Origin of the sequence: Streptomyces sp. NPDC006193 (assembly GCF_040613915.1) — a bacterium.
Lineage (GTDB): Bacteria > Actinomycetota > Actinomycetes > Streptomycetales > Streptomycetaceae > Streptomyces.
This window is the reverse complement of record NZ_JBEXTB010000041.1, coordinates 28,204-51,398: the sequence shown is the minus strand read 5'-3', so window position 1 is coordinate 51,398 and position 23,195 is coordinate 28,204. Positions and strand designations below refer to the sequence as shown.

The 23,195-nt window shown below is 73.2% G+C and carries 22 protein-coding genes; 10 read left to right on the top strand and 12 right to left on the bottom strand.

Annotation, left to right across the window (positions count from 1 at the left end):
* Window positions 1-93: 93 nt before the first annotated feature.
* The 4 genes from ABZ261_RS27400 (at window position 94) to besC (ending at window position 4,260) form a co-directional block, all read left to right on the top strand.
* Window positions 94-1,176, top strand: coding sequence for a 3-isopropylmalate dehydrogenase (locus tag ABZ261_RS27400; RefSeq protein ID WP_356863671.1), 1,083 nt, complete (start codon window positions 94-96; stop codon window positions 1,174-1,176).
* Between the two features lies 1 nt (window position 1,177).
* Window positions 1,178-2,413: an argininosuccinate synthase-related protein gene (locus ABZ261_RS27395; RefSeq protein ID WP_356863665.1), complete on the top strand. Its 1,236-nt coding sequence runs from the start codon at window positions 1,178-1,180 to the stop codon at window positions 2,411-2,413.
* 282 nt (window positions 2,414-2,695) lie between these two features.
* Window positions 2,696-3,454, top strand: coding sequence for an ArpA protein (locus ABZ261_RS27390; protein WP_356863663.1), 759 nt, complete (start codon window positions 2,696-2,698; stop codon window positions 3,452-3,454).
* Between the two features lie 35 nt (window positions 3,455-3,489).
* Window positions 3,490-4,260, top strand: a complete 771-nt coding sequence (besC, locus tag ABZ261_RS27385) for a 4-chloro-allylglycine synthase BesC (RefSeq protein ID WP_356863661.1) — start codon at window positions 3,490-3,492, stop codon at window positions 4,258-4,260.
* Window positions 4,261-4,340: 80 nt separating this feature from the next.
* On the opposite strand, the gene ABZ261_RS27380 is transcribed toward besC, so the two are convergent.
* From ABZ261_RS27380 to ABZ261_RS27365, 4 genes are all read right to left on the bottom strand, one after another.
* On the bottom strand, window positions 4,341-5,861 hold the full coding sequence (locus ABZ261_RS27380) for a hypothetical protein (protein WP_356863659.1): 1,521 nt from the start codon (window positions 5,859-5,861) through the stop codon (window positions 4,341-4,343).
* 68 nt (window positions 5,862-5,929) lie between these two features.
* Window positions 5,930-7,753, bottom strand: coding sequence for a BTAD domain-containing putative transcriptional regulator (locus ABZ261_RS27375; protein WP_356863657.1), 1,824 nt, complete (start codon window positions 7,751-7,753; stop codon window positions 5,930-5,932).
* Between the two features lie 359 nt (window positions 7,754-8,112).
* Entirely contained in the window at window positions 8,113-9,132 is a 1,020-nt protein-coding gene (locus tag ABZ261_RS27370) for a DMT family transporter (protein WP_356863655.1), read from the bottom strand.
* Between the two features lie 65 nt (window positions 9,133-9,197).
* Window positions 9,198-9,950 (bottom strand): thioesterase domain-containing protein, encoded by a 753-nt coding sequence (locus ABZ261_RS27365; RefSeq protein ID WP_356863653.1) that lies wholly within the window; start codon window positions 9,948-9,950, stop codon window positions 9,198-9,200.
* A 149-nt stretch (window positions 9,951-10,099) separates the two neighbouring features.
* Here ABZ261_RS27365 and ABZ261_RS27360 point away from each other — a divergent pair, with 149 nt between their 5' ends.
* Complete coding sequence (locus tag ABZ261_RS27360) at window positions 10,100-10,603, top strand: Lrp/AsnC family transcriptional regulator (RefSeq protein ID WP_356863651.1); 504 nt, start codon at window positions 10,100-10,102, stop codon at window positions 10,601-10,603.
* Window positions 10,604-10,655: 52 nt separating this feature from the next.
* Here the strand turns inward: ABZ261_RS27360 and ABZ261_RS27355 are convergent, their stop codons facing one another.
* The 4 genes from ABZ261_RS27355 to ABZ261_RS27340 form a co-directional block, all read right to left on the bottom strand.
* Window positions 10,656-11,504: an alpha/beta hydrolase gene (locus ABZ261_RS27355; protein WP_356863649.1), complete on the bottom strand. Its 849-nt coding sequence runs from the start codon at window positions 11,502-11,504 to the stop codon at window positions 10,656-10,658.
* Window positions 11,494-12,759 carry an aminotransferase class I/II-fold pyridoxal phosphate-dependent enzyme gene (locus ABZ261_RS27350; protein WP_356863647.1) on the bottom strand — a complete coding sequence of 422 codons (1,266 nt, stop codon included), beginning with the start codon at window positions 12,757-12,759 and terminating at the stop codon, window positions 11,494-11,496. The genes ABZ261_RS27355 and ABZ261_RS27350 overlap by 11 nt, the downstream gene beginning before the upstream one ends.
* Before the next feature lie 126 nt (window positions 12,760-12,885).
* Window positions 12,886-13,110, bottom strand: coding sequence for a phosphopantetheine-binding protein (locus ABZ261_RS27345; protein ID WP_356863645.1), 225 nt, complete (start codon window positions 13,108-13,110; stop codon window positions 12,886-12,888).
* A 52-nt stretch (window positions 13,111-13,162) separates the two neighbouring features.
* The gene (locus tag ABZ261_RS27340) at window positions 13,163-14,137 is read right to left on the bottom strand and encodes a chlorinating enzyme (protein ID WP_356863643.1); all 975 of its coding nucleotides are present in this window, start codon (window positions 14,135-14,137) and stop codon (window positions 13,163-13,165) included.
* Between the two features lie 328 nt (window positions 14,138-14,465).
* On the opposite strand from ABZ261_RS27340, the gene ABZ261_RS27335 reads away from it, so the two are divergent.
* The 3 genes from ABZ261_RS27335 to ABZ261_RS27325 all read left to right on the top strand — a co-directional run bounded on the left by ABZ261_RS27335 (window position 14,466) and on the right by ABZ261_RS27325 (window position 16,442).
* Window positions 14,466-14,837 (top strand): cupin domain-containing protein, encoded by a 372-nt coding sequence (locus ABZ261_RS27335; RefSeq protein WP_356863641.1) that lies wholly within the window; start codon window positions 14,466-14,468, stop codon window positions 14,835-14,837.
* Between the two features lie 342 nt (window positions 14,838-15,179).
* The gene (locus ABZ261_RS27330; protein WP_356863639.1) at window positions 15,180-15,650 is read left to right on the top strand and encodes a Rieske (2Fe-2S) protein; all 471 of its coding nucleotides are present in this window, start codon (window positions 15,180-15,182) and stop codon (window positions 15,648-15,650) included.
* Between the two features lie 321 nt (window positions 15,651-15,971).
* Window positions 15,972-16,442, top strand: coding sequence for a pyridoxamine 5'-phosphate oxidase family protein (locus ABZ261_RS27325; protein ID WP_356863637.1), 471 nt, complete (start codon window positions 15,972-15,974; stop codon window positions 16,440-16,442).
* Window positions 16,443-16,445: 3 nt separating this feature from the next.
* Here ABZ261_RS27325 and ABZ261_RS27320 read toward each other — a convergent pair whose 3' ends face one another.
* On the bottom strand, window positions 16,446-17,348 hold the full coding sequence (locus tag ABZ261_RS27320) for a LysR family transcriptional regulator (RefSeq protein WP_356863635.1): 903 nt from the start codon (window positions 17,346-17,348) through the stop codon (window positions 16,446-16,448).
* A gap of 75 nt (window positions 17,349-17,423) precedes the next feature.
* On the opposite strand from ABZ261_RS27320, the gene ABZ261_RS27315 reads away from it, so the two are divergent.
* Complete coding sequence (locus ABZ261_RS27315) at window positions 17,424-18,356, top strand: DMT family transporter (protein ID WP_356863633.1); 933 nt, start codon at window positions 17,424-17,426, stop codon at window positions 18,354-18,356.
* A 553-nt stretch (window positions 18,357-18,909) separates the two neighbouring features.
* Here ABZ261_RS27315 and ABZ261_RS27310 read toward each other — a convergent pair.
* The gene (locus ABZ261_RS27310) at window positions 18,910-20,241 is read right to left on the bottom strand and encodes an aminotransferase class I/II-fold pyridoxal phosphate-dependent enzyme (protein WP_356863631.1); all 1,332 of its coding nucleotides are present in this window, start codon (window positions 20,239-20,241) and stop codon (window positions 18,910-18,912) included.
* A 50-nt stretch (window positions 20,242-20,291) separates the two neighbouring features.
* Between ABZ261_RS27310 and ABZ261_RS27305 the strand changes: the two genes are divergently transcribed.
* A complete protein-coding gene (locus ABZ261_RS27305) occupies window positions 20,292-20,966 on the top strand; it encodes a pyridoxamine 5'-phosphate oxidase family protein (protein ID WP_356863629.1) in 675 nt (224 codons plus the stop codon).
* Window positions 20,967-20,976: 10 nt separating this feature from the next.
* Here the strand turns inward: ABZ261_RS27305 and ABZ261_RS27300 are convergent, their stop codons facing one another.
* Both ABZ261_RS27300 and ABZ261_RS27295 read right to left on the bottom strand, forming a co-directional pair.
* Complete coding sequence (locus ABZ261_RS27300) at window positions 20,977-21,924, bottom strand: EamA family transporter (protein ID WP_356863627.1); 948 nt, start codon at window positions 21,922-21,924, stop codon at window positions 20,977-20,979.
* Window positions 21,925-22,116: 192 nt separating this feature from the next.
* Window positions 22,117-23,115 (bottom strand): EamA family transporter, encoded by a 999-nt coding sequence (locus ABZ261_RS27295; protein WP_356863625.1) that lies wholly within the window; start codon window positions 23,113-23,115, stop codon window positions 22,117-22,119.
* Between the last annotated feature and the right edge of the window lie 80 nt (window positions 23,116-23,195).

The window sequence follows — 23,195 nt, the reverse complement described above, 5'->3', positions numbered from 1 at the left end:
CTCAACGGCCTCGACGACATCTCGATCACCCTCCGCAACGAGACCGACATCGCCGCCTACGAGGCCCGCCGCCCGCCCCACAAGCCGCGCACCCTGTCCCCCGCCTCCCGCGTCATCGACCTCGCCGTGATCCCCGGCGACGGCATCGGCCCCGAGGTGGTGGCCGAGGGACTCAAGGTGCTGAGGGCCGTGCTGCCGCCGGAGGTCGAGCTGAGGACCACGGAGTACGACCTCGGCGCCGATCGCTGGCATCGCACCGGCGAGACGCTCCCGGACGCCGAGCTCGACGCCCTGAAGCGGCACGACGCCATCCTCCTCGGCGCCATCGGGCACCCGTCGGTCCCCAGCGGCGTACTGGAGCGCGGCCTGCTGCTGAAACTGCGGTTCGCCTTCGACCACTACGTCAACCTGCGCCCGAGCAGGCTCCTCGCCGGGGCCGGCAGCCCACTGGCCGGTGACCCGCAGATCGACTTCGTCGTCGTCAGGGAGGGCACCGAGGGCCCGTACACGGGCAACGGCGGCAGCCTGCGCACCGGCACGCCCCACGAGATCGCCACCGAGGTCAGCGTCAACACGGCGTACGGCGTCGAGCGGGTGGTCCGGGACGCGTACGAGCGGGCCCGCAGCCGCCCGCGGCGGAAGCTCACGCTGGTGCACAAGAACAACGTGCTGGTGCACGCGGGACGGCTGTGGACGGACGTCTTCGCCCGGGTGGGCGAGGAGTACCCCGACGTCACCACCGACTACCTGCACGTCGACGCGGCGACGATCTTCCTGGTGACCCAGCCGGAGCGTTTCGACGTGATCGTGACCGACAACCTCTTCGGTGACATCCTCACGGACCTGGCCGCCGCCGTGAGCGGCGGCATCGGCCTGGCCGCGTCGGGCAACATCGATCCGGCAGGGGACTTCCCCTCGATGTTCGAGCCGGTGCACGGTTCCGCACCGGACATCGCCGGCACCGGCCGGGCCGACCCCACCGCCACCTGCCTGTCCGTGGCGCTCCTCCTGCGGCACCTCGGCTTCGACGACGAGGCGGCGCGGGTCGAGGACGCGGTCGCCGCGCACCTCGCCGGGCGGACGACGGCCACGGCGGCCGGTTCGACCGAGGAGACCGGCGACGCCATCGCCGCTCTGGCCGCCGGGCGCCTGCCGGCCGGGACGAGGGCGGCCTGACGTGCGCGCACCCCTGGAGCACGAGTGGAACCGGCCGGTGCGCACCGCCCCGATCAGGTCGTTCCGCGAACTGGTCACGGGCGGCACGGACCTCACCGCCCCCTTGGTGACGATGTTCAGCGGCGGCCTGGACAGCACCTATCTGCTGTACCGGCTCAAGGAGATGGGCGCCACCGACGTCCACGCGCTCACCGTCGACCTGGGCGAGGGCGAGTCGCAGGAGGCGAAGCAGGAGATCTGCCAGCGGCTCGGCGTGAAACTGCACGTCCAGGCGGGGACGCGGCAGTTCGTCGACGAGTTCGTCCGCCCGGCGATCTCCGCCCAGGCCGTTTACCTCGGCACGCATCCCATCAGCTCGTCGCTGAGCCGGCCGCTGATCGCCCGGCTCGCCGTGAACCTGGCGCACAGGCTGGGCGGCGAGACGGTCCTCCATACGGCCAACCGGTCGCAGAACACACTCCGGCGCCTCAACGGAGCCCTGGAACTGCTGGGTTTCCGGGGCCGGTACGGCAGTCCGTACGACCTGGAGCCCGTCGACCGGGCCCGGAAGACCAAGGAGCTCACCGCCGCCGGGCTGACGCTGATGAGCGAGCGCACGGTCTCCAGCGACTCCAACCTGTGGTGCCGCGAGTTCGAGAGCGGAGCCCTGGACGATCCCGAGGACTTCGCGGTGCCGGAGCACCTGTACCGGTGGACCCGCGCGGACGGCGCCCCGGCCGAGGAGACGGTGGAGATCGGGTTCCTCGGCGGTGTGCCGACCTCGGTCGACGGCACTCCCCTGGCGCTGCCCGAGATGATCGGCGCGCTGAACACCCGGGTCGGCCGGCACGGGCTGGGGCGGTACAGCGGCCTGGAGCACCTCGGCGACGGGGTGAAGGTGCTGGAGGCGCGGGAGATGCCGGCGGCCTGGCTGCTGCTGCGCTCCTACCGGCAGCTGGAGAGCGCCGTCCTGCGCTACGAGACGATCCGCGAGAAGACCCACCTCGAACAGCTGTGGGTGCGCGAGGCCGTCGAGGGCCGCTGGTACGGCGAACTGCGGCGGTGTGCGCAGGCGTTCGTCGACACCTGCGCGGTCGAGGTGACCGGGACGGTGCGGTGGCGGCTGGGCGGGGGCCGGGCCGGCGTCGAGTCGATCGTGGCGCGGGACCCGCTGTACCTGCGCGACCGCGACGCCTGGGAGTGCGCCTCCGTCGCCCATGAGCTCGCCGCCTCCGCCTCGGCGACCGGCTCGGCGTAGGCCGGCCGCGGCGGACCGCCTTTCCCGCCGCCGCGCGCCTCACCGCCTGCGCCCGACGCGCGGCCGACCCGCGCCCCTGGCCGTACCGCCGGGCGCGGCGCGCCGCCCGCCCCGGCCCGCACCGCAGCGCACCACAGCGCACCGCAGCGCACCGCAGCGCACCGCAGCGCACCGCAGCGCACCGCACGACAGGAAGCAGTCGGTTCTCCGCCCGTCGAGCGACGGCGGGCGTCCGCATCCGCATCCGCATCCGCATCCGCATCCGCAAGAACGGAGAGCAGCATGGGCGACTTCGCGCCGCGACTCGACGACGTCCTGACCCGTCCGGACGGCCGCCGGCTGCGCCGGATGGCCGAGCACTTCCACCGGTACGGCATGGTCACCGTCACGGACGTGATCGGCGAGGAGACCCGCGGGCGGGTCCGGGCGGAGACGGAGCGCCTGCTCGGCTCCCACGCCGAACGCCGGGACCTCCGGCTCGCCACCACCGGTTACACCCGCCGCTCGATGTCCGTCGTGCCGAGTGAGGCCGTCCGGGACGGCAGCGGCCCGATCGCGCGCCTCTACTCGCACCCCGATCTGGTGCGGGTGCTGGAGGAGATCGCGGGTGAGCGGCTGTACCCGTGCCCCAAGAGCGACGAGAACTTCCTGATCACCCGTCAGGAGCAGCGCGGCGACACGCACGGCTGGCACTGGGGCGACTTCAGCTTCGCCCTGATCTGGGTGGTCCAGGCGCCGCCGATCGACGTCGGCGGCCTGCTGCAGTGCGTCCCGCACACCTCGTGGGACAAGGCGTCGCCGCGGATCAACCAGTACCTGGTGGACAACCCCGTCCACACCTACCACTTCGCCTCCGGTGACGTGTACTTCCTGCGCACCGACACCACGCTGCACCGCACCGTCCCGCTGCGCGAGGACGCCACCCGGATCATCCTCAACATGACGTGGGCGGGGGCACGCGATCTGGACCGCGACCTCGCCGCGGACGACCGCTGGTGGGACGACCCCGGTGTCTCCGCGGCGAGCTCCGTCGAGAAGTGACGACCGGCCGACCACCACGAAGCAGGAGAAGCGACATGACCGAAACGAACGCCCTGCGTCCCGGCACCGCCGTGTGGGACCACTTCGACAACGTCGAGACCGGGGTCCGCCGGCGTATCGCCGTGGCCGACCCCTCGGTCAAGGCCTACCTCGACGGGATGCTCGTCCGCGTCGCCGAGCACCGTGCCGTGGAACACCCGCTGCTGAACCGCTACCGCACCACCCCGTTCGATCCGCGGCAGGAGCGCCTGTTCTACAGCGAGTGCCACTACTTCTTCCAGCACCTGCCCTTCTACATCACGGGCATGGCGACGAAGACCCGGGACGAGATGATCCTGCGCGAGATCATCCTCAACGTGGCCGACGAGGTCGGTTCGGACCCGACGCACTCCACGCTCTTCGCCGGCTTCCTCGCCCGGCTGGGCATCGACCGCGAGCACCTGGACCGCTACGAGCCGCTGGAGGTCACCCGGCGGCTGAACGACGGCATCCGCCGCCTGTACACGGAGTCGTCGATCTACACGGCGCTCGGCGCGCTCTACGCGGACGAGACCATGTCCTCCATCATGGTCTCCAAGATCGACGACGGTCTGCGCAACCAGGGGTACGACGAGGAGACGCGCCACTTCTGGCGGCTGCACATCGACGTCGAGGTCGGGCACAGCAACTCCGTCTTCAACGCGATCGCCCCGTACGTCGGTTCGGCCGACGCCCGGCAGGAGTTCGAGGCGGGCGCCTTCGAGTTCCTGGAGCTGGTGGAGCGCTACTGGGACGGCGTGGGCCAGCTGGTGGGGCCGACCGCCTGACCGGGCGCACGGCACGCGCACGACGCCGGGGCGGGCGCCCTCCCGTGTGGAGGGGGCCCGCCCCGGCGTCGCAGGACCGGTCAGATGCTCGCCCAGGCGCTGTTCAGGGCCGCCTGGTCGAACGGCGTCTCCACGCCGGCGAGCACCTGGGCGAGGGCCGCGTAGCACACCGCGTCCGCGTCCCCGACACTCTCGGCCTTGGCCAGCGTCTTCTGCAACCGGTACAGCTGGGTGAAGGCCTGCTTGAAGTCCTGCCGGCCCAGCAGGGCCTTGATCTGGCCGGCGGCCTTGGCCACCTCGCCGGAACGCTCGCGTCCCGCGACCGGCTCGCGCTCGGCGATGCCCGCGTGGGCCGCCAGGAACCGCTCGCACGGCTCGATGTGCTGCGGCTTGACGGACAGCGTGTCCAGCGGAGCGGCGTTCACCAGCAGCGCGAGGCGCAGCACGTCCTCCGGGACGTCGGCGCCGGTGCCCTTGGCGAGCTGGGCGTTGCCCACCACGACGACCTCGGGCGCCGTCTTCACGACGGGCGTGAGGTGGGGTTCGGCCAGCAGCAGACGCAGAGCCAGCAGATCGTCCTCGACCCGGGTGGAGGGGGTCACGATGGTCAGCTCGGCGGACCGGACGTGCTCCTCCACCGCGCTCAGCACCGGGGACAGGCGCAGGCGCACCGGCTCACCGGACGCGTCGTCGCGTGCCACCGTGCGCCGCCCGCTGTCCCACGGCACCTCGACGCCGTCCCCGGAGCCGGCGGAAGCGATGCGGAAGGTGCCCATGCCGGAGTCCGTGTACTCCTCGACCAGTCCCCGCTCGGCGACGGCCGCGAAGTACACGGTCTTGGCCTCGTCGAAGGGCAGTCCCTCGGCGGCGGGGCCGACCCGGTAGGCGTGGCCGGACTTGATGTACGGGGGCTTGATCCAGCCGGCCGGGGCGCCGTCGTAGTCCTCGGGGGCGAGCGAGAACCGCACGGGCAGGCCGACCTTGCGGCTGAACTCGAGGTCGGGACGGTTGTGACCGGGGTTGAGGACGACCGCTCCGGTCCCGAATTCGGGCTTGACCCAGTCGCCGACCCAGATGGGCAGGAGGTCCCCGGTGAGCGGGTGGCGGCAGAACCGCCCGGTGAACGCGGCGTGTTCGCCCGGGGGGAGGCCGGGGCTCAGCGGGTGTCCCGGGTGGACGGCGACGGCGCAGGAGCTGGGCAGTCCCGTCCAGTCGGTGACGAAGGCGGTCACGGAGGCGCGTTCGTCGGTGTCGGCCACGTCCTCGAGCGGGAACTCGAAGATCGCGCCGACGGACCGGCGGACCAGCTTGCGGTGCCGGGACACGGTCGACTGGGGCCAGCCGCCGTCGGCGTCCGCGGCGACATGGTCGCGGGCGGCGCGGGAGGGGACGTAGCGCACCTCGTCGCCGTCGCCGATCAGCGTGGCCGCTTCGGCGAGCCGCGTGAGGGTCTCGCGCGACGCCGGGGCGGCCGTGGCGGCCGCCGCGTCCGCTCCCTCGATCGCCCGCAGGCGCCGCAGACAGGCCCCGAGGGCCTCGCTGCGGAGGTTCGCCTCGGGGGATTCCGGGTCACGAAGGACCAGGACGATGGTGCTCCTCACTGATGGCTCCAATGCACTGAGACGGTTCTTTGTCGTCGCCGGGTGCCGGCGGTGGCGCCGCGTCGTACTCAGGGACGCGACAGGCTTGCGGCCGCCGCGGCCGCGGCGGCCGGGCGGGGCCGGGGCACGCCCGGCAGCGGGGCGGGCTCCGGCGGTGGGCTGCCGAGGCCGGCGGCGGCGGTCTCGGCGGCGAGCTGCCCGGCGTAGGCGTGGAGCAGCTCGTGGATGACGTAGCGCCCCGGGACCGAGGTGCCGAGCAGATGGGCGTCGACGAGTGATTCGAGCAGGGCGTCGGCCTGGTCCAGGGAGATGCCGGCGAGCGCCGCGACCGTGCACGTCTCGATGTGGGTGACCGGCAGTTGCCCGAGCAGGCGGAAGACGCCCTGCTGAGCACGGCTGAGCCCCAGGTAGGACTGGCGGAACGCTTCGATCAGCCCGCCGTCCTCCGCCTCCAGGGTGGCCAGCCGCTGCCGTCGCCGGCCGAGACGGGAGGCGAGGTGGGCGACGGACCAGGAGGTGCGGTGGCGCAGTTTCGCGGCGGCCAGCCGGATGGCCAGCGGAAGCCGGCCGCACCCGTCGACGACGGTGTCCACGGCTTCGCGCTCGGCCGCGGCACGGTGGGTCCCCACCATGCTGCCGAACAGGTCGCGCCCTTCCGCGGAGGTCATCTCCCGGAGCGTGAGGTGGCAGGTGGCGATCAGGTCCGTCAGCCGGGTACGGCTGGTCACGACGGTCAGGCAGCCGGGCACCCCGGGCAGCAGCGGGCGGATCTGCCGGGTGTCGGCCACGTTGTCCAGCAGGATCAGCGCGCGCCTGCCGGCGAGGACCCGGCGCCAGATGGCGGAGCGCTCGGCCGGCCCGTCCGGCAGGTCGCCCGGGGGCAGGCCGAGGGCGGCCAGCAGGGTGCCGAGGGCCGTCGCGGGGTCGAGCGGCCGGCCGTCCGCGGCCCAGCCGCCCATGTCGACGAAGAGCTGGGCGTCCGGGTAGAGCGGCGTCAGCAGGTGGGCGGCGTGCACCGCAAGCGCCGTCTTGCCGATGCCGGCCATGCCGTCGATCGCCACGACCGCCGGGGCGGCGGAGGGCGGTTGCCCGCCGTCGGCGTGGCTGCGGGCCACTTCGCGCAGGGTGCGCATCTCCGGCGTCCGGCCGGTGAAGTGGGCGGCGGCGCTCGGCAGGTTGGTGGAGGCGAGGCGGGGGGCGGGGCGTGCCGGGGGGCGGCCTTCGCTGCGCAGGATGCGGCGGTGCAGGTCCTGGAGCTCCGCGCCGGGGCTGACGCCCAGTTCGCGCCGAAGGACGCGGCGGGTCTCCTCGTAGACGGTGAGCGCCCGCGCCTGTGTGCCGGAACGGTAGAGCGCCAGCATCAGCTGGGCGACCAACCGTTCGCGCAGCGGGTTCTCGGCGACCCAGGCGGACAGGTCGGCGATGACGGACTCGTGGCGTCCCTGGGCCAGTTCGAGATCGACCCGTTCCTCCATGGCGGCGAGCCGCAGTTCGTCCAGCACGGCCGTCTGGGCGCGCAGGGCCGGGCTCTCCAGCCCCGCCAGGGCGGGGCCGCGCCACAGTGCGAGCGCGGCGCGGAACTCCTCCAGGGCCCGGCCGAGGCGGCCCTCCTCCCGGTGCGCGCGGGCGCGGGCCACCCGCTGGGTGAACGTCCGGGAGTCCAGGCGCCAGCCGTCGAGGGCGAGGCGGTAGCCGTCCCCGGCCAGGGTGAGCCGTTCGGCGATCTCCGGATGGATCCCGCGCAGGTCGGACGCGACGTTGCGGATCTGCTTGGCGGCGGTGGCGGGCGCCCGGTCCTCCCACACGGTGTCGATCAGGCGGTTGAGGGAAAGGGGTTCGCCGTCGGCGAGGAGCAGGGCGCCGAGGACCGTCTGGCGCTTCCTCCCGGACATCCCCAGGCGGTCCCGACCGCACCACAACTCCAGCAGACCCAAGACACGGCACTCCAACACGGGCCCTCATGCCTCCAAGCGATGATGACGCGGTCCAGGACTGGCTGCTTCGATTTTCGGCTCTCCGCTCCCCGGGGCGGCCGAATTTCGGCCACTGCCCGGGTGCGGTCGAACGAGTCGCGCGGGTGTCTGCGGGCGTCGGACGGGCCGTCAGGACGACCGGAAGTCCTCACCGGGGCCGACGCGGGCCCCCGGGGGGCCGGGGAGGGGGGCAGGTGCCCCGCCGGGACGGGGGGATGACCAGCGGGATGCACCTGCCCGGTCCGTCACCGGCGCCTCGGCGCGCCGGTCGCTTCTCCTCAGCGTGCGCCCGCCTCCGGCACCACCGCGCCGCGCGGCTGCGGGACGGCGCTGCCGCCCGGCTCCGCGACGTCCTCAGCCCGGTCGTCGCGCTGCGGGGTCACGTCCGGGACGGCAGGCTTCGAGGCCCGGTATCCGCTGACCACGGCGAGCAGCGCCCCGCCCAGCATGACCACCGCCGCGCCGGCCTGGGCCCAGGTGAACATCTCCCCGAGGAAGGCGAAGGAGAACAGGGTGGCGAAGAGCGGGACGGCGAACATCATCACCGAGGCGGTGGACGCGCCCACGTCCCGGATGCCGCGGACGTACAGCAGGTAGGCCACGGCGGTCGGGCCGATCGCCATGTGGACGGCGTTGAGCCAGAACCCGCCGGACAGTTCGCCCCACTGGACGTCGCCGAACCGGGGTGCGGCCATCGCGGCGAGGACCAGCGAGCCGGCGACCGTGGAGTACGTCACCGCCAGCACCGGGTCCATGCCGACCACCAGTTTGCGGTTGAGCAAGGTGTAGACGGACCACACGGCGGCGCCGACGAGGAAGACGGTGTCGCCCATGAGCCGCTGGGAGCCGCCCGCGCCGTCGGCGGTGGTGGCGACGAAGAACAGCGCCGCGCCGCCGACGCCGACGACCAGTCCGGCTATGCGCACCGGCCGTGCCGACTCGCGGCCGCCCAGGATGAGGACGAGGGACGTGATGACCGGTGTGAGCGCGGGGAAGATCACTCCGCCGTCGCTCGACGGGGCCATGGTGACGCCCCAGAAGAACAGCGCGTTGTAGCCGAAGACTCCGACCACACCGGCCGCGCAGGCGCCTGCCACGGCCTTCCGCGACGGCCTCTGCTGCGGTCGCCGGACGAGGGTGATCAGCAGCAGGACGAGGGCGCCGCCGCCGAACCGGAACAGGGCCGCGACCTCGTGCGGGACGTGTTCCGTCGCGTACTTCGACGAGGGGAAGGCGCTGCCCCACAGCACCATGGCGAACAGGAGCCAGCCGTAGGCTCCGAGCTGTTTGGTCTTCATGTCACATCACGCTCGTTCGTCGTCTCGATTCCGGTAGCCGGCCCCGCGGCCCTGCCGTCGGGCCGTCAGCCGCCGTCCAGGGCTTCGGCGATGAGGCCGTGCACCCGGGAGGCGTGCGTGAAAATGGCGAAGTGGTCGCCTTCCAGTACGTGCAGGGTGAACCGCTCGGTCGTCTGTTCCTGCCAGTCGGCCAGATGGGGCACGGTGGCCCTCGGGTCGTCGGTCGCGGCGAAGGCGGTGAGCGGGATGTCCAGAGGCGGTTCCGCCGTGTACCGGTACGCCTCGCTGACCGCGAAGTCCGCGGTGAGCAGCGGGTGGAGCATGCGCAGCATGCCCGGGTCGTCCAGCACCCAGTCGGGGGTGCCGCCGTGGTGCCGCAGGATGTCCGCCAGCTGCTCGATGGTCAGTTCCTCCAGGCGGGAGGAGTGCTCCCCGACCTGGGGGGCGCGGCGCCCGGCGACGAAGAGGTGCACCGGCGCCGGCGCGCCCATGCGCCTGAGCTGGCGGCACAGTTCGAAGGCGCAGATCGCCCCGGTGCTGTGCCCCAGCACGGCGTACGGGCCCTCGACGACGGCCGCGACGTCCTCGGCGAGCGCGGTCACCAGCGGGCCCACCTCGCTCAGCGGCGCCTCCTGTCTGCGGGTCTCGCGGCCCGGGGGCTGGACGGGGCACAGGCCGATCCGCTCCGGCAGCCCGGCGCCCCAGGCCCGGTACGCGGAGGCGCCCGCGCCCGAGTGGGGCAGGCACAGCAGCCGGACGTCCGCCCGCTCGGCGACGCCGAAGGGCAGCCAGGGAGTCGTGGTGCGCTGCGTGCTCATGATCCTCTTTCTCCGTGGGAGGCTGGGGACCAGCCGTGAGGGACCTGGCGGAACGAGCCCGTGACTCGAGGCGGTGGACAGCCAGGATCTTGGCAGGTAATTCGACGACTCGCTACTGACGCCGAAACTACTGCGGTACTTTGGCGAGCATGCCGAATTTTGATGAGATCAATCGCGCCTTGCTTCTCGAACTCCAGAAGAATGCGCGCCGCTCCAACCGGGAGCTGGCGCGCACGCTGGGCATCGCCGACTCGACGTGCCTGGAACGGGTGAAGAACCTGCAGCAGAACGAGGTGATCCTCGGGTACGGCGCCGAGGTGAACCTGGACGCGCTGGGCCGTGGTCTGAAGGCGATGATCGCGGTGCGGATCCACCCGAAGAGCCGGCACGCCGTCGAGTCGTTCCGGGAGTTCGTGCTCGGCCTCGACGAGGTCCTGGACGTGTTCGTGGTGTCGGGGAACGACGACTTCCAGGTGCTGGTGGCCGTGCAGGACCCACAGCACCTGGAGGACTTCGTACTGGACCGCATCGCGCAGTTCCCGTCGGTGGCCGACCTGAGCGCCTCCCTCGTCTACGAGCACCTGCAGCGCCGGCCGGTGGAGATCCTCGCGCCCAAGCCGAAGCGGCGCCGGCCCGCCAAGCCGTGGACCTGACGGGCGCGAAGCGCGGGCACGGACCGCGCGGGCACGGACCGCGCGGGCGGGTTCAGCGAGCGGCGGTGCCGGCCCGCCGGCCCGCCCGGTGCATGAACGCGGCCATCCGCCCGGCCGCCCCGGCCGGGTCGGTGAAGAGCGCGTAGTGGCCGCCGGTCGGCAGCACGGACAGCTCCGCCCCCGCGATCAGGGCGGCCGCGCGCCGCGTATGGAGGTGGCTCACCATCTCGTCGTCCTCGCGCGCGAGGAACAGGGACGGTGTCCGCAGCCCGGAGCAGGCCGCGACCGGGTCGTAGTCGTTCGCCGCGTGGATGCCGTGAGCGAAGCGGGTCAGCGCCTCGACGTCCTGCCGGTAGGGCCAGGTGACCATCCGCGTCAGCTCCTCGTCGGGCAGGCCGAGCACGGCCGACTCGTTGCCCCGCGGCCGTACCGCCTCGTGGTAGAAGCCGGCGCGGCCGTCGTCGGCGGAGATCTTCGCGCACATGTCGAAGACGGCGTTGCCGAGCCGGGCGCCCGGACTGCCGGTGAACAGCATGGCGCCGTCGACCGAGGTGAAAGACAGTGCCCGCTCGCCCAGCGCATGGGTGACGAACAGGCCGATCGAGGCGCCGGTGCACCAGCCGGCGACATGGGCGCGGGTGATGCCGGCCGCGTCCAGGACGGCCAGCGCGTCGGCGGTGTGGTCGGCCAGTGTCACCCGGCCCGGCCCGGCCCCGGGGCTGCCGCGCAGCTCCCAGGTGACGAGGTCGAGCCCGTGCGCCCGGAACTCGGCGCCGAGGCCCGCCAGGAGCTCGTTCTCCATGCCCACGGCGTTGACGAAGAGCACGGCCGGCGTCCCGTCGTCGCCGTAGGAGGCGACGTCCAGGGTGATCCCACCGCTGCGGACGGTCTCAGTGCGCATCGCGCATCTCCTTCAGTGCCTCGGCGAACCGGGCGATCCCCTCGGCGACGACCGACTCGTCGGGGCTCAGGCTCAGCCGCACGCAGCGAGTGGCGTGCCGCGCCAGGAACGGCGAGTCGAACGGGGGCACGAAGAAGTGGCGGCCCGGCACGACGAACACCTTCCTGCGCTTGAGCTCCTCGTACATCGCGAGATCGTCGAACCAGTCGTGGTCGATCCACAGCCAGCAGAACATCCCGCCCTCGGTGGCATGGAGGCGCCAGTCGACGTCGTCGGGCAGCAGTTCGTGCAGCAGCTTCTCGGCGACCTGGCGCTTGCGCCGGTAGTACGGCTTGATCACGTCCTGGGTGAGGGTGTCGAGCACACCGGTGTCCAGCGCCCGTTCCGCCGTGGCCTGGATCAGCTGCGGGGGATGCAGATAGGAGTTGGCGGTGAAGGAGAGCAGGGCGTCGATCGCCTCGCGCGGGCCGATCGCGAAGCCGAGCCGCTCGCCGGGCAGGCCGGCCTTGGACAGGGTGAAGCAGTTGACGACGTGGGAGTGCAGCGGCGGGTCCACCCGGTCCTCGGCGACCGAGGGGAACGGATCGCCGTAGGCGTGGTCCAGGAACAGCGGCACATCCCGCTCCTCGGCGATCTCGACGAGCCCGGCCAGGGCGTCCGGCGTGATGCTGCGGCCGGTGGGATTGCCCGGGGTGGACAGCAGCATCATCCCCATGGAGGCTTCCCGCCGCACCGCGTCGAGGTCGAAGGTGTAGCGGAACGAGCGGTCCTCCAGGAGTTCGACTCCGGGGGCCACACCGACGATGCCGCGCTCGTCCAGGCTGAGCCCGTGGTAGCCGGTGTAGTCCGGGACGGACGGCAGCACCAGGCGCCGCGGGCCGTCCGGACCGGGCCCGGTGAAGACCGTGGTGGCCATGAACGCCAGCATCTGGCAGCCGGCGCCGACCACGACGTTCTCGGCCGTGATGGACCAGCCGTAGCGGCGGTTGAAGTAGCGCACGACGGCGTCGACGAGTCCGTCGGAGCCGCGGGAGGGGCCGTAGCGGCCGCCTGCCTCCGTGAAGCGCCGCGACAGCGACTCCTGGTGCAGTCGCTGCCAGGTGTCGGTCACCTCCGGGATGTGCGCCGGGTTGCCCGGGCTCAGGTTCACCCAGGATCCGGCGGAGGGGTCGGAGGCGGCGAGCGCGATGTCCTCCATGATGCTGCGGATCCCCGAAAGGCCGCCCATCTTCGCGCCCCGGGGCGAGAGTTGCACCGGTGAAGTCCTTCCGTTCAGGGCACGCGCCGTTCCCGTGCGGGTCGTGCGGTTCGCGTGTGGAGCGGGCCGTGACCCGCGTACGGGGGGACACCGGTGCGTCCGGTGTCCCCCCGTGAGCCGGCGCTACGCCGCGGCGCGGGACGCGAGGTGCGCCGAGATGCTCTTGATCGTGGAGTGCCGGAACAGCTCGTCCATCGGCACCTCGATGCCCAGCTCGCGGGTGATCGCCGCCTGTATCTCCGCCATGACGAGCGAGTGTCCGCCGAGGGCGAAGAAGTCGTCGTCGGGGGAGATGCCGTCCAGCTTCAGGGCGTCTTCCCAGATCTTGCCGATCTTCTGCTGAATCACGCTGTGTCCTTCCTGCCGTGCCGGCCGGGTGACCGGGCCGGGCGTGGGCGCGTCAGTGGGTGTTCTTCGTGGCGAACGGCTCGCCGTGAGCGTTGGTGGTGCGCAGCCGGTTGTGGCCGTAGGTGTCGCGGCCCGAGACCAGGACGGCGCCGTAGTCCTTCAGGTCGAAGTCGTGCCCGTGCGCCGTGTAGGAGGTCTGGTCGGGATAGATCCGCACATGCGTCGGCACGTAGCGGGAGGTGATCGCGAACCGGGTCTCGCGCTCGGTGATGTTGGGCAGCGAGCCGTGCACGCAGGAGGCGGTGAAGATCAGGGCCTCGCCGGGCTGCAGCTCCACCTCGGCGACGTCCTCGGGACGCGGCTCCCAGCCGGGCTCCACGGCGAAGTCGGAGAAGTCGTAGCCGTAGAAGCCGGTCTCCTTGGTGAACGTGGTCACGTGGTCCGTCTCGTAGCGCGCCTCACGGCCGCGCGCCGGGGACTTGGCCTCGTCGAAGATGCGCTCGCGGTGGGAGCCGCGCACGAACTTCATGCAGCCGGTGCGCTTGGTGGCCGGCGTGAAGGTCGTCCACACGGTGATGTCGATGTACGCGTTCCAGTCCGACTCCGTCGGCACCAGCTGGGGCTTGCCGGTGGCGTAGCTGTAGTCGCGGACCTGGTGCCACTCGGTGCCCCGGGAACCGGGGAACTTCGCGAAGAACTCGGTGCGCCACGACAGCACGTCGGGGCCGAGGATCGCGTTCAGGTACTTGAGGATCGTCGGGTGCGTGACGTGCCGCGACAGCTCCGGGATGTCCAGGTGGCGGTCGTAGTTCATGCTGTTCTTGAACACCGAGTGGGTGGTGTCCTGGTTCTTGACGCGCACCTCACGCAGGATCTCGGCCGCCTCGTCGGGCTCGTACAGCTTGACCGGGCCGATGAATCCGTCCCGCATGAACTGCGCGATGTCGTCCTTGATGTCCTCGGGAACGATCGCGTCGTCGGCGATCTTCATGCCCGAACCCTCGGGCCCGATCTTGGTCTCGGTCATCGTCAGGTCACGTCCTTTCATTTTCCTGAACTCGTCGAATTCATCCCGCCCACACGACCCGGCGCGGTCACGGAACACACGGAACTGCGAATGCGCCGTTGTGGAATCGACCGGAATACAGGAACGTGCGGCTGCCCTTTCCTGGACCATCCTTCGCGGCCCTGTCCTCGCACGGTCCTCGCCGCGTCCTCGCTGGTACGGGTTGACAGCCCGTCACCTGCCGCCCGATGCTGACGGCGGTCGCGCCCCGGCAGCAAGCTCCCCGCTCGCCGCCGGCCGGCCGAATGCCTCACGGCACACACGGTCCAGCGAGAACGAGGAGGGCTTCATGGCCCGGCCGGAAACGCCCGTCAACATCGAAGAGAAGCTGGCGAAAGTGACCGAACACTGGTCGCCGAAGACGGTGCTGGAGGCGAACGGCCTCGAATTCAAGGCGGCGAAGGTCCAGGGTGAATTCGTGTGGCACGACCACCCGGAGGGCGACGAACTGTTCCTCGTGGTGCGGGGCGAGCTGACCATCGACCTCGAAGACCGCCCGAGTGCGGTCCTGCGGGCGGGAGAGATGTTCGTCGTGCCGCGCGGCGTACGGCACAGGCCGCGCGCCGAGCAGGAGTGCGAGATCGTCATCATGGATCCGCCCGGGGTGGTCAACACGGGTGCGGTCACGAGCGATCTGACGGCCGCGGAGGAGTGGATCTGACGGCTTCGCCGCCGGGCTGCTGCCCACGCACGCGGCGATCGGGGCCGTGGCGACGGGGGCCGCGGCGCCCGCCGGGCTGACCGTCCTGCGGCCGGCGCAGGGGTGGCCCCGGGCGGCGCAGCGGGGCGGTCACGCGCCGCCGGCGCCGGGCCACCAGGAGGCGCAGCGGCGGGCCCCCGGACCTCGTGCCGGCCGCGGACCGGGATGCCGGATCGGCGGCCGCCCGCGGGCTCGGATGTCCCGGGTGCCTGCGCCGGCAGGCGGGGATGTGTCTGAACGGCCGCCGCGTTCCGGCCGTACCTCCTGGCGGATCACGAGAAGCTCCCCGGGAGGGAACCCGACATGACCAGCGCATCGTCCCAGCCATCCGCCGAGTTCCCGGCCGCGCTCGAACAGGGCGGCGCCGTTGCGGGACCGGCCCGCCGTACCGTCGTGGCGGCGGTCGGCGCCGCCGGCATCGCCGCGGCGCTGACCGCCTGCGGCGCGGGCGACGACTCGTCCGGCGCCGGGTCCGCGTCCGCCGGCGGCACCGCGCTCGCCCGCACCTCGGACATCCCCGAGGGCGGCGGAAAGGTCTTCAAGGACCAGGGTGTCGTGGTCACCCAGCCGACGGCGGGCACGTTCAAGGCGTTCTCGTCCAAGTGCACCCACCAGGGGTGCGCGGTGGGCAGCGTGGCGAAGGGCGTCATCGTCTGCCCCTGCCACAACAGCCAGTTCTCCGCCGAGGACGGCAGCGTGAAGAAGGGTCCCGCGACACGGCCGCTGCCCTCGGCGAAGATCACCGTCTCCGGCGAGGAGATCAGGCTGGCCTGAGCCGGCCCGGAGCCGTCCGCGCGCCCGTGTGAGGGCGGCGGGGCGAGGGGCCACAGGTCGTCGCGGGGGTGCTACCGGGGGGCGCCCCCGCGACGGTCTCGTCCGGGCCGGTCGGCCGTGCAGCACGACGGCAGCGCGGGCGCGGTGCCGTCCGGGCCGGGCGCCCGCACGGCACGACGGCAGCGCGGGCTCCCCCCGCCGGGGTCCCGCGGCGATGTCACGTCCGGACGGGAGCCGAGCCGTTCCTTTTCCGGACTCGATGTCCGAGGATCGATCCAGCCGGGGGTTCCTCTGGCGCCACAGGGGAGAAGAGGGGGCCGCATGACCGTCACTCAGCAGCGCCGGGGCCGCAAGATCATGATGACGCCCGGCGAGCTGGACGAGTTCCTGACCACTCAGCGCACCTGCCGGGTCGCGACCGTGTCGGCCGACGGCACACCGCATGTGAGCGCGCTGTGGTTCGCCTGGGACGGCACCTCGCTGTGGCTGTACTCCGTGGTGCGCAGCCGGCGCTGGGCCCAGTTGCGCCGCGATCCGCGGGTGGCGGTGGTGGTCGACTCGGGCGAGGAGTACGACCAGTTGCGCGGGGTGGAGCTGTCCGGGCGGGTGGAGTTCGTGGGCGAGGTCCCGCGCACGGGCGAGCTGTGCGCCGAACTCGACACCGCCGAGACGCTGTTCGCCCGCAAGAACTTCGGCCTGGAGGAGATGCCGCACGACGGCCGGCACGCCTGGGCCCGGCTGACCCCGGAGAAGATCGTGTCCTGGGACTTCCGGAAGCTGGGCGGGGCGTAGCGCTCAGCCCAGCTTCTGTGCCGTCGCGCGCAGGGCCTCGACCGCCGCGCGGATGGAGGGCCGGCGGTCGGCGTCCGCGCGCCAGACGACGTACACGTGCCGGCGCACCCGCTGCTTGAGCGGTACGAGGGCCACGCCGTCCGGCACCGGGTGACGGCCCAGCAGCGGCGCGATGCACACGCCCAGCCCGGCCTGCACGAGCGCGAGCTGGGTGTGCGTCTCGCCGGCGCGGTGGCCGACGATCGGCTCGACGCCCTTGGAACGCAGGGTGAACACCAGCCACTCGTGGCAGAACTCGCCCTCGCCCCAGGTGATCCACTCGTCGTCCGCGAACTCCGCGAGGTCCACCTCGTCGCGGTCCGCGAGCCGGTGCCCGGCGGGCACGGCGACCTCGGCCGGATCGTCCAGCAGGGGGGCCTTGACCAGGCCGTCGGGCACGGGCATCGGCTTGTTGTACCAGTCCAGCACCACAGCGAGGTCGAGGTCGCCGCGGACGACTCCGGCGACGCCCCGCTCCGGCTCCAGCTCGCTGGAGCGCACCCGCAGTCCGGGGTGCGCGGCGCGCAGCGCGCCGAGCGCGGCGGGGAACAGGCCCCGGGCGGCGGTCGGGAACGCCGACAGCCGCAGTTCGCCGACGACCTGGCCGCGGTGCGCCTCCAGGTCGGACTCGGCCAGCTCGACCTGCGACAGGATGCGCGCCGCGTGCTCGGACAGCAGCCGGCCGGCGTCCGTGAGGCGCACTCCCCGGCCGTTCCTGGCGAGGAGCTGCTGGCCGACCTCCCGCTCCAGCTTGCCGAGCTGCTGCGAGACCGCGGAGGTGGTGACGTGCAGCGCGTCGGCGGCCGCGCTGACCGAGCCGTGCCGGGCCAGGGCGTCGAGGGTGCGCAGGCGCTCCAGATTCAACATGTAAGCGATCCTAAGAGATAGTGGGCGAGAAATCTCGATTGTGCTACGACGTGCTGGTCCAGCATGGTGGTAGCCATGAGCACGGTCACCGCCTCCCGAACCCAGTCCCCCGCACCCGTCCGCCCCCGCGTCCGCCTGGACTGGCGGCTCCGCTTCGGGGCGCTCTCCCTGATCTGGGGCTTCAGCTTCCTGCTGATCAAGGTGGGGACGGACGGGTACGCGCCCTTCCAGGTCACGCTGGGACGGCTCGTCTTCGGCACGGCGGTGCTCGGGGCGGCGATGGCCGTGAAGCGGGAGCGGCTGCCGCGCGGGGCCCGGCTGTGGGGGCACATGGCGGTCGCGGCCTTCCTGTTGAACGCGCTGCCGTTCTCCCTCTTCGCGTACGCGGAGCTGACCATCCCGTCCACCCTGGCCGGCATCTGCAACGCCACGTCCCCCCTGTGGGGCATGGCCCTGTCGCTGGTCGCCCTGTCCGAGGACCGGCCGACCCGGGTGCGCGTCGCCGGGCTCGGACTGGGCTTCCTCGGGGTGCTGACGGTGCTGGGGGCCTGGCAGGGCTTCCACGGGCTGGACGCCAGGGGGACGGCGATGGCGCTGCTGGCCTCGCTGAGCTACCCGGTGGGCTGGATCTACGTCCGCCGGACGCTGGCCGGCACGGGGAACTCGCACCTGTCGATGACCGGGGGGCAGCTGCTGCTGGCGACGGTGCAGCTCGCGGTGGTGACGCCGCTGTTCACCAGCGCGCCGCGGCACTTCGCGTTGGTACCGCTGCTGGCCGTCGCCGCGCTCGGCGCACTGGGCACGGGCCTCGCGGTGCTCATCCAGTACGGGCTGGTCGCCGAGGTCGGGCCCACCACCGCCCAGATGGTCACGTACTTCATCCCCGTCATCGCCACGGCCGCCGGGGTGGCCATCCTCGACGAGTCGCTCCGCTGGAGCACACCGGTGGGAGCGGTGATCGTCCTCGCGGGAGCCGCACTCACCCAGGTCCGGCGCAAGGACGCCTGAGGTCGCCCCGGCGGGGTGCGGCGGCGAGGGCGAAGTTCGGGGGCGGGGGCGGGGTCACGGGCGCGAGGGCCGGGCCGGGTACGCCGAAAGGCCGGCACTCCGTGCGCGGCGGAGGGCCGGCCGCAGCGGGGCCGCAGCGGGGCCGCAGCGGGCCCGACACCGAGGCAGGGACCCGGAAGAGCGGGCCGCGCTTCCGGTCGTCGCTTCCATCTCGCGCCGCTCCCCCACCCCGGCGCCACCGACCCCGGCGGCCACGAACACGCCGCCGCAGGCACTCCCGGCGCCGCCACCCGCAGCGATAGCCGCAGGCGAGGTGCGGGCCGAGCGCGGGCCGCAGCGGGCCCGACACCGAGGCAGGGACCCGGAAGAGCGGGCCGCGCTTCCGGTCGTCGCCCCTTTCTCGCGCCGCTCCCCCACCCCGGCGCCACCGACCCCGGCGGCCACGAACACGCCGCCGCAGGCACTCCCACCGCCCCCCTTCACACACACAGCCGCAGCCGTCGGCGGAACCCACGCCACCGGCGCGGGCCGCTGGTGGCGCACCGTTGCGTCCTCAGCCGTAGACGCGGGCCGGGGACGGTCGCACCGCCGCCGCCACCGCGTCGGCCAGCGGGGCGATGTCCGCCGCCGTGAGCGGTGAGACCGTGATGCGGACGCCCTGCGGTGAGGCGACGCGGAAGCGGGCGCCGGGAGCCACCGCCCAGCCTCCTTGGAGCAGGCGGGCCACCGCGCCGGTCTCGTCGGGCACCGGGACCCAGACGTTCATGCCGCTGCGGCCGTGGGCGGTGATCCCGCGCTCCGCGAGGGCGTCGACCAGGGCGTTCCTGCGTGCTCCGTACGCCGCCGCCACCGCCGCCCGGTCGACCGCGCCCTCCCTCCAGAGGTGGAGCACGGCCCGCTGCAGCACCAGGCTCACCCAGCCGGGCCCGAGGCGCTGACGGCCCCGCACCCGGTCGACGGTGACGGGGTCCCCGGCGAGCACGGCGAGGCGCAGGTCGGGCCCGTACGCCTTGGCCGCCGAGCGGACGAAGGCCCAGTGGGACGTGACGCCGGCGAGGAGGTGCAGCGGCAGGTCGACGATGCCGTGGCCGTGGTCGTCCTCGATGAGCAGGGTCTCCGGATGGTCCCGCAGCACCGCGCGCAGGGCACGCGCGCGCGGTGCGGTCACCGCGGCTCCGGTCGGGTTCTGCGCGCGGCCGGTGACGATCAGGGCACGGGCTCCGGACTCCAGGGCGCGGCGAAGGTCGTCGGGGCGCGGTCCGTCGTCGTCCACGCCGACGGGGGCCGTGCGCAGCCCCAGGGCGGGGACCAGGTCGAGGACGCTGCCCCAGCCGGGGTCCTCGACGGCGACGGTGTCCCCCGGCCTGAGGTGCGCGCCGAGCACGCGTTCCACGGCGTCCAGGGACCCGGAGGTGACGGTCAGCGGACCGGCGGGGACGCCGTCGGCGTCGAGTTCGGCCCGGGCGACGCGGGCGAGGTCCGCGTCGACGGGGTCGTCGCCGTACAGGACCGGCTGCCGGTCCCCCTGCTCCGCCGCGGCGGCCAGGGCCGGGGCCAGGCGGGGCAGCAGCGCCGGGTCGGGGTTGCCGGTGGACAGGTCGCGGCCCCCGGCGGGGACCTCGACGCGCAGTTGCTCGCGCCCGGTGGTGGCCGGCCTGGGCCGGACGCGGCTGCCGCGGCGGCCGGCCGTCTCGATCACCCCGCGCTCGCGCAGGGTGCGGTAGGCGGCGGCGACCGTGTTCGGATTGACCCCCAGCCGAGCCGCCAACTCCCTGATGGGGGGCAGGTGTTCGCCCGGTCGCAGCTCTCCGGCGCCGACGGCCTGCTCGACGCCGGCCGCGATGTCGGCTGCACCACGCCCTGTGATCCGATATTCTCCTAGCACAATACACATTATGCACTATTACAAACGCGCTCGTCGCGGGGAGGACCGTCATGCAGGACAGGCCCGAGGAAGCCCAGGCCGCCGTGTACGCGCCGACCGACCGGACCGTGCCCACGCGTTCCGCGGACCGGGCGTCGTACGACAGGGAACTGGTGCACGCGATATTGGACGAGGGCTACGTCTGCCACCTCGGCTTCGTGCGCGACGGGGCCCCGGTCGTGCTGCCGACGCTGTACGGCCGGGTCGGTGAGCGGCTCTACGTCCACGGGTCCACCGGTTCCCGGCCGCTGCGGACGGCCGGCGGGAGCGGCCTGCCGGTGTGCCTGACCGTCACCCATGTCGACGGGCTGGTGCTGGCCCGCTCCGCCTTCCACCACTCGGTGAACTACCGCTCGGTCGTGGTGCACGGCGTCGCCCACCAGGTCACCGACCCCGAGGAGCGGCGGCTGGCCCTGGACGCGCTGGTGGACCACGTCGTACCGGGCCGGGCCGCCGACTCCCGGCCCGCCGACAGGAAGGAACTGGCCGCCACCGCGGTGATCCGCCTGGACCTGGAGGAGGTCTCGGCCAAGGTCCGCACCGGCGGCGCCAACGACGACCCGGCCGACCTGTCCCTGCCGTACTGGGCCGGGGTCGTCCCGCTGCGCAAGGGCTACGGCACGCCGGTGCCGAACGCCGACCTGGCGCCCGGCATCCCGCTGCCGGACTACCTGGCGGCGCGGTAGCGGCGGAGGGTCACGCCGGAGCCGGCCGCGGACGTCCGGCTCGACGGGCCTCGCCCACGGCCGGGACCGCGACGGAACCGAGGAGGAGCAGGGTGCCGACCGTGGTGGTCGCGGTCAGCCGTTCGCCGAGCAGGGTGACGGCGAGGACGGCGGCCGTCACCGGCTCCAGCAGCATGATCACCGAGACGGTGGCGGAGCGTACGACCGCGGCGCCCGCGAAGTACAGGGCGTACGCGAGGGCCGTGGGCACGGCGGCCATGTAGAGCAGCAGGCACAGCAGCCGGCCCGGATGGGCGGTGTGCGGGAGCAGGCCCTCGTGGACCGCGAACGGCAGCAGGCACAGGGTGGTCACCGCGAAGACCCCCACGGTGGTGTCGGAGGCGTCGGCGCCGCCGTTGCGGCCCCACCGGCGGGTGAGCAGCGTCATGGCGCCGTAGCCCGCCGCCGAGGCGAGCGCCAGCAGCACACCCGCGGGCCGGACGGTCGCGGCCGACCCGCCGAAGGTGAGGACGGCCAGCCCGGCCAGCCCGCCGGCGACCGAGAGGACACCGCCGGCGCCGAGCCGCTCGCCGAGCAGGAGCCGGGCGCCGAGGGCGATGAGCACGGGGCCGGCGCCCAGGGTGACGACGGTGGCCACGGCCAGCCCCGTCGACTCGACGGCTGCGAAGTAGCAGGTCTGGAAGACGGCGAGGCCGAGACCGACGGCCACGGCCCGGCCCGCCCGGCGGCGCAGTGGCCCGGCCGGGGCGGCCGGGCGGACGCGCGGGCGCACACCACGGCCGGCCAGCAGCAGGAGCAGCCCCAGCGCGCAGCGCCAGAAGGACAGTGCGAAGGCGCCCGTGTCGCTGGTCCGGTAGATCAGCGAGGCGGCGGCGCCGGCGGTGCCCCAGGCGGCACCGGTGACGATCAGGTAGAGCAGGCCGCGCCCGACGGGCAGGCCTGAAGCAGTGTTCGACAAGGAGATCTCTCCGCAGAAGCGCACTGTGGAGTGCGGAAGTTCGGGGGCGACCCGCTTCGGCGGGGCGCGCGGACTTCATCTGCGGGCAGCACCGTCCCGCCCGGCGCGTGTGCGCGGGGCGTGTGTCCCGGAGGCCCGCCTCAGGCGGCCGGGGGCGAAAGGACGAGTGCGTTCGACGGCATGCGCGGCACTTTATGCGGCGGTGCCGCGGGAGGACAACTCCCTTTCCGGACCGCCCGACGCGGCCGGTTCCGCGGGGCCCCCGGCGGAGGCGCCCGACTGGGCGATGAAGGCGCCGGCCAGCACGACCGCCCCGCCGGCGACCTGCGGCGCCGACAGGTGCTCGCCGAGCAGCACCCAGGCCAGCACGGTCGCGATGACCGCCTCCAGGCAGGCGACGACCCCGGCGACCTGGGGCGACAGCCGCCGCACGGACAGCACGCCGGTGACGTAGGCGACGACCGTGGCGAACAGCACGATCCAGGCCAGCAGGACGACGGCCGGCACGTCGGCGCCGTGCAGCCGGGCGGCGCCGGCCAGCACCGTCCAGTCCATGCTCCAGGGGCGGGCGACGGCCGTCAGCACGGCGGCGCCGACGAGCAGACCGTAGGCGATGACACCGAGCGGATCGGGCGCTTCGGTGCCGGCGTCGCTGCCCTGGTCGGACAGGACGAAGTAGCCGACCTGGCAGCAGGCGGCGCCCAGTGCGAAGACCAGGCCCAGCGCGTCGAAACGCAGGCCCGACCACACCTCCACCACGCAGGAGAGGCCGCCCGCCGCGAGGACCGCGCCGAGCGCGGCGGCGCGCGTCACCGGCCGCCGCTGCACGAACCGCACCCAGCCCAGCACCAGGGCGGGAGCCAGGTACTCGACGAGCAGGGCCACGCCGACCGGGATGCGGGAGAGCGCGGCGAAGTAGCAGGCCTGGACACCGGCGACGGCGAGCAGTCCGAACCCGGCGAGCAGCGCGGGACGGCGGCGCGGCAGGACGCGGTGCCGTACGGCGACGGGCAGCATCACCAGGGCGGCGCCCGCCACCCGCAGCCACACCACGTGCAGCGGGTCGAGTCCCGCCTCGATCAGGGGCTTGGCGGCCACTCCGGACCCGCCGAAGGCCAGCGCCGACACGAGCGCGAGACCGAGTCCGACTCCCCTGCCGGGGCTGCGCTGACTGCTCACTGACGTTTGCACCGGCCCATGATGTCAGGCCACGACAGCAGCGTCACCCCCGTTGACACCTGTCTCACCAGCTGGGAGGCGGCTTCGGCTCG

Coding starts and splice junctions, on each gene's coding strand:
- ABZ261_RS27355 (WP_356863649.1), bottom strand. CDS start 11,504: ATGCGCACTGAGACCGTCCGCAGCGGTGGGATCACCCTGGACGTCGCC.
- ABZ261_RS27335 (WP_356863641.1), top strand. CDS start 14,466: ATGGCCCGGCCGGAAACGCCCGTCAACATCGAAGAGAAGCTGGCGAAA.
- ABZ261_RS27325 (WP_356863637.1), top strand. CDS start 15,972: ATGACCGTCACTCAGCAGCGCCGGGGCCGCAAGATCATGATGACGCCC.
- ABZ261_RS27370 (WP_356863655.1), bottom strand. CDS start 9,132: ATGAAGACCAAACAGCTCGGAGCCTACGGCTGGCTCCTGTTCGCCATG.
- ABZ261_RS27360 (WP_356863651.1), top strand. CDS start 10,100: ATGCCGAATTTTGATGAGATCAATCGCGCCTTGCTTCTCGAACTCCAG.
- ABZ261_RS27365 (WP_356863653.1), bottom strand. CDS start 9,950: ATGAGCACGCAGCGCACCACGACTCCCTGGCTGCCCTTCGGCGTCGCC.
- besC (WP_356863661.1), top strand. CDS start 3,490: ATGACCGAAACGAACGCCCTGCGTCCCGGCACCGCCGTGTGGGACCAC.
- ABZ261_RS27340 (WP_356863643.1), bottom strand. CDS start 14,137: ATGACCGAGACCAAGATCGGGCCCGAGGGTTCGGGCATGAAGATCGCC.
- ABZ261_RS27315 (WP_356863633.1), top strand. CDS start 17,424: ATGAGCACGGTCACCGCCTCCCGAACCCAGTCCCCCGCACCCGTCCGC.
- ABZ261_RS27320 (WP_356863635.1), bottom strand. CDS start 17,348: ATGTTGAATCTGGAGCGCCTGCGCACCCTCGACGCCCTGGCCCGGCAC.
- ABZ261_RS27375 (WP_356863657.1), bottom strand. CDS start 7,753: ATGTCCGGGAGGAAGCGCCAGACGGTCCTCGGCGCCCTGCTCCTCGCC.
- ABZ261_RS27305 (WP_356863629.1), top strand. CDS start 20,292: ATGCAGGACAGGCCCGAGGAAGCCCAGGCCGCCGTGTACGCGCCGACC.
- ABZ261_RS27390 (WP_356863663.1), top strand. CDS start 2,696: ATGGGCGACTTCGCGCCGCGACTCGACGACGTCCTGACCCGTCCGGAC.
- ABZ261_RS27330 (WP_356863639.1), top strand. CDS start 15,180: ATGACCAGCGCATCGTCCCAGCCATCCGCCGAGTTCCCGGCCGCGCTC.